The sequence below is a fragment of the Sphingomonas sp. BL2 genome (genome assembly GCF_056680015.1).
Genome location: NZ_CM155261.1, coordinates 68,018 through 80,827, shown reverse-complemented (window position 1 = coordinate 80,827; position 12,810 = coordinate 68,018). Strand labels below are relative to the sequence as shown.

Genomic DNA, 12,810 nt, shown 5'->3' with positions numbered 1-12,810 from the left:
TGGCAGGGGCGGCGACATGTTCTTCGTACGACAGGGGCCCTTGTGGTTTCGCATGACGACAGGCGTGATCGTTCTCTGGGGGCTCGTCGGATGTTTCATGTGCCTGCAACAGCTTAGGCTCGGCGCGGACGCGATGGGGCAGTCCAGCGCCTATGACCGCGCGCTCTATGCGGCGCTGCCCAACTGGTATGACCCGCTGTTTGCCGTTGCAGTCCTGACCGGCCTGATCGGCGCGGTGCTGCTGTTCATGCGGCGTGCCAGTGCGCGTCCGTTCCTGATCACATCGCTGGTGGCGACGATCGCACAGTTTGGCTGGCTGTTCGCCTCGACCGACATCGTCGCTCGCAAGGGCGCAAGCGAGACGCTGGGCCTGCCCTTCGTCATCATTGCGGTCGCGGCGTTCACGCTCTGGTTCGTCGGCCACGCCCGGCTGAAGGGTTGGGCAGTATGACGCGCACGACACTGGGCGAGCGTGACGCCGCACGCTATTAGCGCCGCCATGTCCACGACCTACACCCTCGACACCGCGACGAGTCGCGCCAACCCGACGCCCGCGCCGCTCAAGCACCTGACGATCCCCGCGATCCGCCGCCAGAAGGGCAAGACGCCGCTCGTCATGCTCACCGCCTACACGGTTCGCACGGCGCAGTTGCTCGACCCGCATTGCGACATGCTGCTGGTCGGCGACAGCCTGGGGCAGGTGATTTACGGCCTGCCATCGACGGTACCCGTAACGCTGGACATGATGGCGGCGCACGGCGCGGCGGTGTTGCGGGGCAGCTATCATGCGGTGGTCGTGATCGACATGCCGTTCGGCAGCTACGAAGCGTCGCCTGAAAAGGCGTTCGAGAGCGCGGCGTTCTTGCTCAAGCAGACCGGCGCGGCGGCGGTGAAGCTCGAAGGCGGCACCGCAATGGCGCCGACCGTCAAGTTCCTGACCGAGCGTGGTATTCCGGTGATGGGCCATGTCGGCCTCACCCCACAGGCGGTCAACGTGCTCGGCGGCTACGGTGCTCGCGGTCGTACGCCCGAGGAAGCCGCCAAGATCGTCGCCGACGCGCAGAGCATCGCCGAGGCAGGTGCGTTCTCGCTCGTGATCGAAGGCGTGGTCGAGCCAATCGCGATCGAGATCACCAACTCGATCGCCTGTCCGACGATCGGCATCGGTGCATCGGCGCAGTGCGACGGTCAGGTTCTGGTGACCGAGGACATGCTCGGGATGTTCGACCGGACCGCGAAGTTCGTGAAGCGGTTCGCCGACATCGCCGACACGATTTCGTCCGCGACGCAAACCTATGCGGACGACGTTCGCGCGCGCGCGTTTCCGGGCGCAGAGCAAGTCTACGCGCCCAAGGATTGATCCGCTTCCGTTTCGGTTCCGGCGCGGCTAAGGTCCGCGCCGCCCACCCCCTCACTATTTCCGGAGCATTCCTTGGCCCTCCCGCCGAAAACCGATCAAGCATTCCTGCGTGAGGTCGACGAAGAACTCCGACGCGACCAGCTCGCCGGGTTCTGGACGAACTGGGGCAAATGGGTCGTGGTCGGCGTCGTCGCCGCACTCGCGGCTCTCGCCGGTTTCCTCTACTGGCAGCATCACAATGGCGAGGCTGCTGGTGTCGAGGGCGAGCAGCTTCAGGCCGCTTACGATTCGCTCGGCGCTAACAACGCCGCGGCCGCGTCGAAGCCGCTCGCCGAACTCGCCAAGTCGAACCGCGACGGCTACCGCGCACTCGCGCTGTTCACGCAGGCCGACGTCCTTCTCCAGAAGGACGACCTGAAGGGGGCGGCTGCCAAGCTCGGTTCGATCGCTGCCGATACGTCGCTTGCAAAGCCGTTCCGCGATCTCGCGCTGGTTCGCCAGACCTCGGCCGAGTTCGACACGCTGAAGCCGCAGGTCGTCGTTGAGCGGCTTCGTCCGCTGGCCGTGCCCGGTGGTCCGTGGCTCGGCAGCGCGGGCGAGATGGTTGCGATCTCGTATCTGCGCATGAACCAGCGCCAGCAGGCAGGGACCATGTTCGGCCAGGTCGCGCGCGATACCGGCGTGCCCGAGACGATCCGTCAACGCGCGGTTCAGATGGCTGGCGTACTGGGTGTGGACGCTGTTGCCAGCACGGGCGCTACTGCCAGGGTGATCACTCCGGCTGCATCAAACGAGGATACCAAGGCGCAATGATGAAGACATATCGGGTGACGGTCGCCGTCGCCGCGCTGGTGGCGCTCAGCGGTTGCGGGATTTTCAAGGGCGGCGGCAACAAGAAGACGCCGACGGTAGGCGACCGCGTTTCGATCCTGGTTTCTGAAAACGAGGTCGAGACCGACAAGACGATCGCCGACGTCCAGGTCCTGTTGCCGGCCCCTGCGGTCAACGATGCCTGGGCACAGCCCGGCGGAAACCCTGCCAAGTCGATGGGCCAGCTCGCGCTCGGCGACCAGCCCAAGCGTCTCTGGCAGGCCGGGATCGACGGTGGCTCGAACCGCGAGCGTCTCGGCGCTGCTCCGGTCGTTGCCGACGGCAAGTTGTTCGTCACCGATGTCACAGCGACCATCCATGCCTTCACCGCCGATACCGGCGCCGCGCTGTGGAGCGCGGGGATCACCGAGGGCAAGCTCAACAAGGCGGCGCGCTTCGGCGGCGGCGTCAGCTATGACGACGGCAAGCTTTACGCCACCGACGGCGTCGGCGACGTGGTTGCCATGAGCGCGGCGGACGGCAAGATCCTCTGGCGCGCCAAGCCTGGCGCGCCGCTGCGTGGTTCGCCGACGGTCGCTAACGGCGCGGTCTATGTACTCACGCAGGACAACCAGGTCTTCTCGCTCAACCAGACCGACGGCAAGGTCCAGTGGGTCCAGTCCGGCACGCTCGAAACACAGGGCGTGTTCGGCGTCGCGGCACCCGCCGTGAGCCAGGGGACGGTGGTCGCCGGCTTCTCCAGCGGCGAACTCAGCGCGTATCGCTACGAGAACGGCCGAATTTTGTGGCAGGACGCGCTGTCCCGCACCTCGATCACGACGTCGGTGTCGAGCCTGTCGGACATCGACGCCGCACCGGTCATCGATGGCGGCCGCGTCTATGCGGTTGGGCAGGGCGGCCGCATGGTCGCACTCGAACTGTCGACCGGACAGCGTCTGTGGGAGCAGAACTTCGCGGGTATCTCGACCCCGTGGATCGCGGGCGAGTGGCTGTTCGTCATCACCGACGACGCGCGTCTGGTCTGCCTGTCGCGCTCGAACGGCAAGGCACGCTGGATCGCCCAGTTGAAGCGGTTTCAGAACGAGAAGAAGCGTAGCAACGCGGTCACGTGGTTCGGTCCGATCCTGGCCGGCAACCGCCTCGTCCTGACCAACTCGCGCGGGGAGATCAATTTCGTCTCGCCGACGGACGGTACGGTGAGTTCGACGATCGAGACCAAGACGCCGTTCTCGCTGCCACCGATCGTGGCGAACTCGACGCTCTACACGCTCGACCAGAAGGGCAAGGTCACCGCGTATAGGTAATGTCTGCTCCCTCTCCCCGCTGGGGAGAGGGAAGGGGCCCGCACGCGAAGCGGGTGGGAAGGGTGAGGGGCGTGAGGCTCGGATCGCGGATCCCAACTCCCCCTCACCCTTCCGTCGCCTAAGGCTCCTCCCTCCCTCTCCCCAGAGGGGCGAGGGATCTAGTGACGCCAGCGCGTTCCCGCGCTAAGGGCACGCCATGTCCAAACTCCCCGTGGTCGCGATCGTCGGCCGCCCAAATGTCGGCAAGTCGACTCTTTTCAACCGCCTCGTCGGCAAGAAGCTCGCGCTGGTCGACGATCGCCCCGGCGTCACGCGTGACCGCCGTGAAGGCGATGCGTCGCTGATCGGGCTCGAATTCCGCATCATCGACACCGCTGGCTATGAAGACCACGACGCGCAGACTCTGCCCGGCCGCATGCGCCAGCAGACCGAAGCCGCCGTCGAACAAGCCGATGTCGCGCTGTTCCTGTTCGACGCGCGCGCCGGCATCGTCCCGCTCGACGAAGAGATCGCGCGCTGGCTGCGCACCGCCGACGTTCCCGTCCTTCTCGTTGCCAACAAGGCCGAAGGTCGCGCAGGCGAAGACGGTATTCTCGAATCGCTCGCACTAGGCTTCGGCGACCCGGTCCAACTGTCGGCCGAGCACGGCGAAGGTATGGGCGACCTGTTCGAAGGCTTGCTTCCGCTTCTCGAAGGCAAGGAAGAGCCGCCCGAGGAACAGCCCGACAACGAATATGAAGGCCCGCTTAAGCTCGCGATCGTCGGTCGCCCGAATGCGGGCAAGTCGACCTTGGTCAATCGCATCCTCGGCGAAGACCGCATGATCACCGGCCCTGAGGCCGGCATCACGCGCGATTCGATAAGCGTCGATTACGACTGGCATCCGACCGGCGGCGAGGCGCGGAAGGTGCGCCTGATCGACACCGCGGGCATGCGCAAGCGCGCCAAGGTGCAGGACAAGCTCGAGAAGATGTCGGTCGAGGACGCGCTGCATGCGGTCGACTTCGCCGAGGTCGTGGTGCTGCTGCTCGACGCGACGTTGGGGCTAGAGGCACAGGATCTCCGCATCGCCGACAAGGTGCTGCAGGAGGGCCGCGCACTCGTCATCGCGCTCAACAAATGGGACATCGCCGAGAGCGCATCCTCGCTGTTCAACGGCGTCAAGCGCGCGCTCGAAGACGGACTGTCGCAGGTCAAGGGCGTCACGGTGATGACCGTGTCCGGGGCGACCGGCAAGGGCATCGACCAGTTGCTCCAGGCCTGCTTCGACACGCGTGATGCATGGTCGAAGCGCGTCGGCACCGGCGAACTGAATCGCTGGTTCGAGCGCGCAATCGAGGCGACTCCGCCACCGGCTCCGGGCGGCAAGCGGATCAAGATGCGCTACGTCACGCAGGTCAAGACGCGTCCGCCCAGCTTCGTCATCTTCGGCACGCGCGTCGATCAGTTGCCGGCTAGCTATGAGCGGTATCTGGTCAATTCGATGCGCAAGGATCTTGGCTTCGGCGCGGTGCCGGTGCGACTGATGTTCCGCGCGCCGAAGAATCCGTACGACGACGGCAAGGGCGGCGGCGGCCACTAGGCGGGGTGTCGGGCGTGGTCCGTATCGACGCCAGGGGCATGCGTTGTCCTTGGCCTGCGGTGCGGCTTGCCCGCGCGTTGCGCGACGGTGCGACCCGCGTCGAGGTGATAGCGGATGACCCTCAAGCCCCGACCGAACTCGCGGCGGTCGCGGCGTCCGCCAATGCAACAATAGAAATCGTTTTGGATGTATCTATTTCAGTCTTTGTCGTAACTTGTCGTTAGTTTTTCAACACTGTGTTTACCTAGGTTATGTATGATACGGCTCTGACCTTCATGGCGCTATTTGCTTAACGGGAGAAGGCGACAGTGGCGTTCGAGGGAAGCACCCTGATCAATTGGCCCGCGTTCGTGCAGGCGCGCAACGAACTGGGCGCGGGATTTGGCCGCATCCTCGGATATTTTCGTGAGGACGGCGTGAAGTCGGTTGCTGCGATCGAGGCGGCGATGCGCGCGCTCAATGCTGCGGCGATGGTGATCCCTGCGCATACGCTCAAGGGTGAAGCGCGGCAGTTCGGGGCGGAGCCGCTTGCCGATCTCGCGGAGGCGATCGAAGCGATTGCGCGCGATTGCCTGGAAATGCAAGACACACCCGACGAGGCGCTGGAGCATATCGTTCGGTTGCGGCCGCTGTTCGTCGAGACGCTGACGCTGCTGGAGCGCGAGGCCAATCCGGTCGCAGTGCGCAAGCCCGTTGCGGGCGGTGGGTTTGGTCGTCGCGCCGTGCCGACCGGGTTCGGCGGGGAATAAATTCATCGCCAGACTGGCGGACAATGCAGCCCTGCCATCTCACCTTTCAGCGAGATGACAGGGGGGTGAATCAGCCCTTCAGATACGGAGCCGCGCCCGCCTTGGGCGAATCATGCTCCGAGATCGAGTTGAGCTGGATGTAGTTGTGGATACCCATCCGCGCGATCATCTCGAACTGCCGCTCTAGCGTGTCGACATGCTCTTCCTCGCTGGCGAGGATGCGGGCGAACAGGTCGCGGCTGATATAGTCCTTGACCTCTTCGCAATACGCGATCGCGCCCTTGAGCTGGACGGTGGCCTCGACTTCGAGCGCCAGATCCGACTTCAGGACCTCCTCGACGGTCTCGCCGATGCGGAGGCGGCCGAGCAACTGGAAGTTGGGCAGGCCATCGAGGAACAGGATGCGCTCCGACAACCAGTCGGCGTGCTTCATCTCGTCGATCGATTCCATCCGCTCGTACTGGGCGAGCTTGTAGACGCCCCAATGCTCGAGCATCCGGTAATGGAGCCAATATTGATTGACCGCGGTCAGCTCGTTCTTGAGCGCCTCGTTCAGGAATTCGATTACTTGGGGGTCGCCGCGCATGGCCATATCTCCGTCACCTCTAAGGAGCATGTAGCGGGCTGACACAGATTAGCACAACCCCCAAAAATGGCGGTTTTCCGGGCTTTTCTAGCTGTTGCGACGCTTATGCAGCGGCGCGTTCCTCGTCGATAATCGCTCGCGCTATCGACGTGCACTGGCCACATTTCGGTTTCCGACCCATCGAGCGGAAGGCCTGGCACGGTGTAGTGCAACCGCCGCGTGCGCAGTTGCGAACGTCGGATTCTCGTATGGCATTGCAAACGCAGACGACCATGGGAACTCCCTAGCTGTAAGCAGGGGATACGGATAATGCGAACCACTCGCAAGGCCTTTTGCGTCTTATTCGCAAATAGCGTCATCGGCTGGCCGTGAATGCCGAACCGCGCATCGGCTGCCACGCGAAGCGGGAGAGGCTGCGCCATAGCCATTCGAGCGGACCATAGCGGAAGCGGTCGAGCCACGGCTTCGACCAGAGTAGCATCAGCAGCCAGATCGGCACGACGACGAGGTATAGCTGGGCTCGCGACAATGTGCCGTACAGCCCGAGCCCGTACCCGTAGAACAGGGTGGTGCAGAGGACGGTCGTACCGAGATAGTTTGAGAACGCCATTCGACCTGCCGCCGCGACTCGCGTCGTCAACCAGCCGCCGCGCAGTGCGAGCAGGATGATTGCCGCGGCGTACCCCATGATCGTCATCGGCCGAAGCGGGGTTGCGAGCGCGAGCCACGACAGCGCTACATAGCGCGCGTCGAACCCGTGGCCGATGTCGAACGCCGCGATGGCCGCATAGCCGATCCAGCCGATCCCGATCCCGACGACCGCAATCACCGTGTAGCGTCGCCGCGACCATTCCCCCGTCAGGAACCCCGATCGCAGCCCCGCCATGCCGAACAGCATGAAGCCTAGCGTCTCCGGACCAGTGGCGGTCAGCGACGTGATCGGCCCAGCGGCGTGCGTCCAGCGCCACGCGACCAAATCGCGCCATCCGCCACGACCGATCGCGAGTTCGCGGGTGACGGAGGCGCGGGAGGGCTGGCCGAATTGATCCGCCAACAGCTGCCAGTTCGTCATTACGCGCGCCGTTGCGCCCGGCCGGTGCGCGGCGCCGTGCAGGTCGAACGTGTAGGCGACGAGGGTCGTCAGCTCGACCGTCTGGAACGCGATGCAGGCGAGCCCGACGCCGATCAGCCAGCGCACCGGCAACCGCGCGAACATGTACGCGATCGCGCCGACCAGTGCGTAGTGCGCGAGGATGTCGCCCCACCAGAGCAGGTACAGATGCGCGGTGCCGAACACGAACAGCCACGCCATGCGGCGCAGGTGGACGGTCGCGGGGTCTTCGCCATTCGCCTCCGCCCGGTCGATGACCAGCAGCATCGACGCGCCGAACAGGAACGAGAACAGCCCGCGCATCTTGCCGTCGATGACGATGAAGGTCGTGGTCCAGGCGAGCAGGTCGGGCGTGCTCGGTGGACCCATCGAGGCGGGGGTCATGTAGGCGAATTCTGGGAAGCCGAATGCGGCGATGTTTGAGGCGAGAATGCCCATGACGGCGACGCCTCGGATGAGGTCGAGCGTGGCGATTCTGGTGGGGGCGGGGGTCATGCGGAACGCCGGAAGTGCACGAAGTGCAGCCGCTGGTGCAGCATTTTGCGAGAGCGTTGCGCTGGTTGGAATGCGGGGCTTTCGACGTCGGTAATCGTCGTGGCGTCGGCCTCGAGGAGGACGTCGGGCGTGGCCATTTTGGAGGGGCCGGGGGTCATGCGAAATGCCAGAAGTGCACAAAGTGCAGACGCTCGCGCAGTATTTCGCGGGAGCGTTGCGCTGGTTGGAATGCGGGGCTTTCGACGTCGGTGATGGTCGTCGCGTCGGTGCCGTCAAGGATGTCGGGAATGGGCATTTTGGAGGGGGCGGGGGTCATGCGAAATGCCGGAAGTGCACAAAGTGCAGGCGCTGGCGCAGTATTTCGTGGGGGCGTTACAGGGGGTGAGCCATGACGTGGTCGCGTTTGGCTGCACTGTAAGAGTGGTCGGTGTTGGGTGGGTCGGACGGACTTGGGCGGTGCTTGATCGACGCTTGGGTTCGGGCTCGGCGTCTTGGTAGCGCGGTAGGATGGTAATGCTTCGGTCATGGTTCGACGCTGGCATATCGGGGTGGTGTAGGACAGGGCGGTTTGACGGGTATCTTAGGTAGTGTGCCGTGTCGTTTTGGTGGATCCGTCAGCTGGTCGGTGAACTCCGCCGCCTGTCGTTTCTGCGCGATGCCTTGCCGCACATCGCCTGTTGTCCTCCGAGCTGCTCCGCCTCTCCCGTTACCCTAGCGGAAGCCGGGGCATTCTTTGTTGGCGAGCGCTTTGGCCCGATGCGAGAGATTCCGGCTTTCGCTGGGATCCCGGGTTGTGGGCGGCGACGCCTAGTCCGACGACATCTCTTGCAACCTTGTTCTCCCGCGAAGGCGGGAGCCCAGTCTGGGTCCCCGCCTTCGCGGGGAAACATTCTGTGTTTTATAGCTATTCCCGCTCGCAATCCACCGCCCCGGCGGAGGCCGGGGCCCAGTTGGGGAGAGGCGATGATGAGCGCGGTGCTCCGTTACCTTGGCCTTCCCAACTGGGCCCCGGCCTTCGCCGGGGTGGCGCTCGTGGGGGCAGGCAGTGGCAGGCAGTGGCAAGCAGCGGTAGCCGGTAGCCAGCAGCAGGCTGCGTCCCAGTTCGCCCGCGCTCGAATCCATCAAGCCAGCGCCGCATTTACGCCCATCAGCTTCGGGAAGAACCCCTCGTGCGCGGTCCGCAGTGTGTCGAGCGCGATCACGTCGTCGCGGTCGGGGCGTTCGAAGATCAGGCGCTTGCCGCCGGTGCGACCCAGGGGTTCGGCCTCGACGTCGGCGGCGTGTGCCGCACCGAGGAAGTCGAGCAGCGAATGGTCGTCGACCGTGACGATGTAGACGCCCTGGTCCTCCGCGAAAAACGAGCGGGCGCAGTCGAACGGTTGCTTCCGGTCGATCATCGCGCCGATGCCGCCGGCGAGCGCCATCTCGGCGAGCGTCACGGCGATGCCGCCGTCGGAGACGTCGTGGACCGCGGTCAGTTGGCCCAGCGCGATCGCTTCGCGGATTAGGTCGCCGACGCGGCGTTCGGCGGCGAGATCAACCGGCGGGGGCGGGCCGGCGTCGAGCTGTTCGCGGCCGTGGCATTCGCGCAGCCAGAGCGACTGGCCGAGATGGCCGCCGCGCGTGCCGACCGCGAGGATGATGTCGCCCGAGCCCTTGAACGCGATTGTCGCGTTCTTCTGCCAGTCGGCGAGCAAGCCGATCGCGCCGATCGCCGGGGTCGGCAGGATCGCCGAACCGCCGCCGGTCGCCTTCGATTCATTGTAAAGCGAGACGTTGCCCGAGACGATCGGGAAGTCGAGCGCGATGCAGGCGTCGCTCATGCCTTCGAGGCAGCCGACGATCTGGCCCATGATCTCGGGGCGCTGCGGGTTGGCGAAGTTTAGGCAGTTGGTGACAGCGAGGGGCAGCGCGCCGACGGCCGTGAGGTTGCGCCAGGCTTCGGCGACCGCCTGCTTGCCGCCCTCGACCGGGTCGGCGAAACAGTAACGTGGCGTGCAGTCGGTGGTCATCGCCAGCGCTTTCTGCGTGCCGTGGACGCGGACGACCGCGGCGTCGCCACCGGGGCGCTGCACCGTGTCGGCGCCGACCATGTGGTCGTACTGCTCCCAGATCCAGCGGCGCGAGGCGACGTCCGGCGAGCCCATCAGCGTCAGCAGGTCGGCGGCGATGTCGCTGCTGTGCGGCGCGTTGGCGAGCGGCGCAGGCTTCGGCGTCGGGACGTGCGGGCGATCGTAGAGCGGCGCTTCGTCGGCGAGCGGCCCGAGCGGGATGTCGCAGACGGTCTCGCCCTTGAACGTCAGCACCATGCGGCCGGTGTCGGTGACGCGGCCGATCACCGCGAAATCGAGCTCCCACTTCTTGAAGATCGCCTCGGCCTCGGCTTCGCGACCGGGCTTGAGGACCATCAGCATGCGCTCCTGCGATTCCGAGAGCATCATCTCGTACGGCGTCATGCCGGTCTCGCGCTGTGGCACGTCGTCCATCGTCAGCTCGATGCCAACGCCGCCCTTCGACGCCATCTCGACCGCGGACGAGGTGAGGCCCGCAGCGCCCATGTCCTGGATCGCGACGATGACGTCGGTGGCCATCAACTCGAGGCAGGCTTCGATCAGCAGCTTCTCGGTGAACGGATCGCCGACCTGGACGGTCGGGCGCTTGGCGTCCGAATCCTCGCCGAAATCGGCCGAGGCCATCGTCGCGCCGTGGATGCCGTCGCGGCCGGTCTTGCTGCCGACATAGACGATCGGATTGCCGATGCCACTCGCGGCCGAATAGAAGATCTTGTCCTGGTCGGCGATCCCGACGGTCATCGCGTTAACCAGGATGTTGCCGTCATACGCCGAGTGGAAGTTCACTTCGCCGCCGACGGTCGGCACGCCGACGCAATTGCCGTAGCCGCCGATGCCGTGGACCACGCCCGAGATCAGGTGGCGCATCTTGGGGTGATCGGGGCGGCCGAAGCGCAGCGCGTTGAGGTTGGCGATCGGCCGCGCGCCCATCGTGAAGACGTCGCGCAGGATGCCGCCGACGCCGGTCGCAGCACCCTGGTACGGCTCGATGTAGGAGGGGTGGTTGTGGCTCTCCATCTTGAAGATCGCCGCCTGGTTGTCGCCGATATCGACGACGCCGGCGTTCTCGCCCGGGCCGCAGATGACGCGCGGGCCCTTGGTGGGCAGCTTCATCAGGTGGATCTTGCTGGATTTGTAGCTGCAATGCTCGGACCACATCACCGAGAAGATGCCGAGCTCGACCATGTTCGGCTCGCGGCCGATGGCGCGGAGGACGCGCTCATATTCTTCGGGGGACAGGCCGTGGTCGGCGACGATCTGCGGTGTGATCTCGGTCATGGGGCGGGCTTTAGCGGGGTGGGGGGCGTCCGTCACCTGTGCGAACCACGACAATGTGGTTTGGGACCGTAATTACCCCGATTATGGCTTGGCGGCGCGCAACGTTTCGTTGATCCGCGACTGCCAACCGGGTCCGCTCGCGCGAAACCTTTCGAGCACGTCGTTGTCTAGCCGCAGGGATACGAGCGACTTGCCTGAGGTTACGGAGCCCTTTGGCCGGCCGTGCGACTTACTGCCGTTCGGAAAGGCCGCTGCCAATTCCGGGAGGTCTTCGATCGGCCGTGCCCGCGCGAAATCGGCTTCGGTCCATTCGGGATTGTCATCGTCGAATAGGATTTCCGGGGTATCACCAACCATGACGGCGCAACTCCTTCGCATGGGCGCGGCGCAGGTTGATCTAAACGAAAGCGTCGTTCGTTGCCATGTGCCGGGTCGGGCCCCTCCAGATCCCGTCATCCTGACGAAAGTCAGGATCCAGGGTAACCGAGTGCGGAGTCTTGTAGCTCTGAGTCCTGACTTTCGTCAGGATGACGGTGGGGAGAGAGTGCCGCGGTGAATGATCGGCCATAGGGCAGAGCCGCGGTTTGCCACGCCCGCGGATCGCCGTATCAACCGTACGGCGGCTGCGTGTAGCCCTTGGGGCTGAGCGTGAAGATGTCACATCCAGTCTCGGTAATGCCGATCGAATGCTCGAACTGCGCTGACAGCGAACGGTCGCGCGTGACCGCCGTCCAGCCGTCGTCGAGCAGCTTCACGTCGGGGCGGCCGATGTTGATCATCGGCTCGATCGTGAAGATCATGCCGGGGCGGAGCTCGGGGCCGGTGCCGGGCTTGCCGACATGGACGACTTCGGGGGCGTCGTGGAACAGGCGACCGACGCCGTGTCCGCAGAAATCGCGGACTACGCCGTAGCGGTGCTTCTCGGCATGGCGCTGGATCGCGTTGGCGACGTCGCCCATGCGGTTGCCGGGCTTGGCGTGCTCGATGCCGATCATCAGGCACTCGTAGGTGACTTCGACGAGGCGGCGCGCCTTGATGGGTACGTCGCCGATCAGGTACATGCGGCTCGTGTCGCCGTGCCAGCCGTCGAGCAATGGCGTGACGTCGACATTGACGATATCGCCCGATTTCAGCGTCTTCTCGCTCGGGATGCCGTGGCAGACGACGTGGTTGATCGAGATGCAGACGCTGTGCGTGTAGCCGCGATAGCCGAGCGTCGCGGGGACGCCGCCGCCCGCGACGATGAAGTCGTAGATCAGCCGGTCGATCTCGGCGGTGGTAACACCCGGCACCATGTGCGGGATGATCATGTCGAGCGTCTCGGCCGCGAGCCGGCCCGCCTTCATCATGCCTTCGAAGGCGGCCGGGCCGTGCAGCTTGATGGCGCCGGTGCGCGCGTCGGGCTGGTCCGAGGTGACGGTTACATATTCGGTCATGTCGCG

The 12,810-nt window shown here is 65.2% G+C and carries 14 protein-coding genes; 7 read left to right on the top strand and 7 right to left on the bottom strand.

Translation table 11 applies throughout. The features are described from left to right. Positions 1-52: 52 nt before the first annotated feature. The 7 genes from AC1ME3_RS00370 (at position 53) to AC1ME3_RS00340 (ending at position 5,826) form a co-directional block, all read left to right on the top strand. On the top strand, positions 53-451 hold the full coding sequence (locus AC1ME3_RS00370; RefSeq protein ID WP_480954377.1) for a hypothetical protein: 399 nt from the start codon (positions 53-55) through the stop codon (positions 449-451). Between the two features lie 48 nt (positions 452-499). Next, entirely contained in the window at positions 500-1,360 is an 861-nt protein-coding gene (gene panB / locus AC1ME3_RS00365) for a 3-methyl-2-oxobutanoate hydroxymethyltransferase (protein WP_480954376.1), read from the top strand. Positions 1,361-1,432: 72 nt separating this feature from the next. Further along, positions 1,433-2,173, top strand: a complete 741-nt coding sequence (locus tag AC1ME3_RS00360; RefSeq protein WP_133018941.1) for a tetratricopeptide repeat protein — start codon at positions 1,433-1,435, stop codon at positions 2,171-2,173. Next, complete coding sequence (locus tag AC1ME3_RS00355) at positions 2,170-3,495, top strand: outer membrane protein assembly factor BamB family protein (RefSeq protein WP_480954375.1); 1,326 nt, start codon at positions 2,170-2,172, stop codon at positions 3,493-3,495. Before AC1ME3_RS00360 ends, AC1ME3_RS00355 begins: the two co-directional genes overlap by 4 nt. 196 nt (positions 3,496-3,691) lie before the next feature. Next, entirely contained in the window at positions 3,692-5,077 is a 1,386-nt protein-coding gene (gene der, locus AC1ME3_RS00350; protein ID WP_056062647.1) for a ribosome biogenesis GTPase Der, read from the top strand. Positions 5,078-5,082: 5 nt separating this feature from the next. Beyond that, positions 5,083-5,301, top strand: coding sequence for a sulfurtransferase TusA family protein (locus AC1ME3_RS00345; RefSeq protein WP_082441432.1), 219 nt, complete (start codon positions 5,083-5,085; stop codon positions 5,299-5,301). Between the two features lie 84 nt (positions 5,302-5,385). Then, positions 5,386-5,826, top strand: coding sequence for an Hpt domain-containing protein (locus tag AC1ME3_RS00340; protein ID WP_136189710.1), 441 nt, complete (start codon positions 5,386-5,388; stop codon positions 5,824-5,826). Positions 5,827-5,896: 70 nt separating this feature from the next. Here the strand turns inward: AC1ME3_RS00340 and bfr are convergent, their stop codons facing one another. From bfr to map, 7 genes are all read right to left on the bottom strand, one after another. Further along, positions 5,897-6,412: a bacterioferritin gene (gene bfr / locus AC1ME3_RS00335; protein WP_093399561.1), complete on the bottom strand. Its 516-nt coding sequence runs from the start codon at positions 6,410-6,412 to the stop codon at positions 5,897-5,899. A gap of 103 nt (positions 6,413-6,515) precedes the next feature. Beyond that, positions 6,516-6,686 carry a (2Fe-2S)-binding protein gene (locus AC1ME3_RS00330; protein ID WP_082441433.1) on the bottom strand — a complete coding sequence of 57 codons (171 nt, stop codon included), beginning with the start codon at positions 6,684-6,686 and terminating at the stop codon, positions 6,516-6,518. An 81-nt stretch (positions 6,687-6,767) separates the two neighbouring features. Continuing rightward, positions 6,768-8,018 carry a DUF418 domain-containing protein gene (locus tag AC1ME3_RS00325; RefSeq protein ID WP_480954374.1) on the bottom strand — a complete coding sequence of 417 codons (1,251 nt, stop codon included), beginning with the start codon at positions 8,016-8,018 and terminating at the stop codon, positions 6,768-6,770. A gap of 154 nt (positions 8,019-8,172) precedes the next feature. Further along, a complete protein-coding gene (locus AC1ME3_RS00320) occupies positions 8,173-8,334 on the bottom strand; it encodes a hypothetical protein (RefSeq protein WP_480954373.1) in 162 nt (53 codons plus the stop codon). 805 nt (positions 8,335-9,139) lie between these two features. Continuing rightward, the gene (purL, locus tag AC1ME3_RS00315; protein WP_480954372.1) at positions 9,140-11,368 is read right to left on the bottom strand and encodes a phosphoribosylformylglycinamidine synthase subunit PurL; all 2,229 of its coding nucleotides are present in this window, start codon (positions 11,366-11,368) and stop codon (positions 9,140-9,142) included. An 81-nt stretch (positions 11,369-11,449) separates the two neighbouring features. Further along, a complete protein-coding gene (locus tag AC1ME3_RS00310) occupies positions 11,450-11,725 on the bottom strand; it encodes a BrnA antitoxin family protein (RefSeq protein WP_480954371.1) in 276 nt (91 codons plus the stop codon). 251 nt (positions 11,726-11,976) lie between these two features. Continuing rightward, complete coding sequence (map, locus tag AC1ME3_RS00305; protein WP_480954370.1) at positions 11,977-12,804, bottom strand: type I methionyl aminopeptidase; 828 nt, start codon at positions 12,802-12,804, stop codon at positions 11,977-11,979. Between the last annotated feature and the right edge of the window lie 6 nt (positions 12,805-12,810).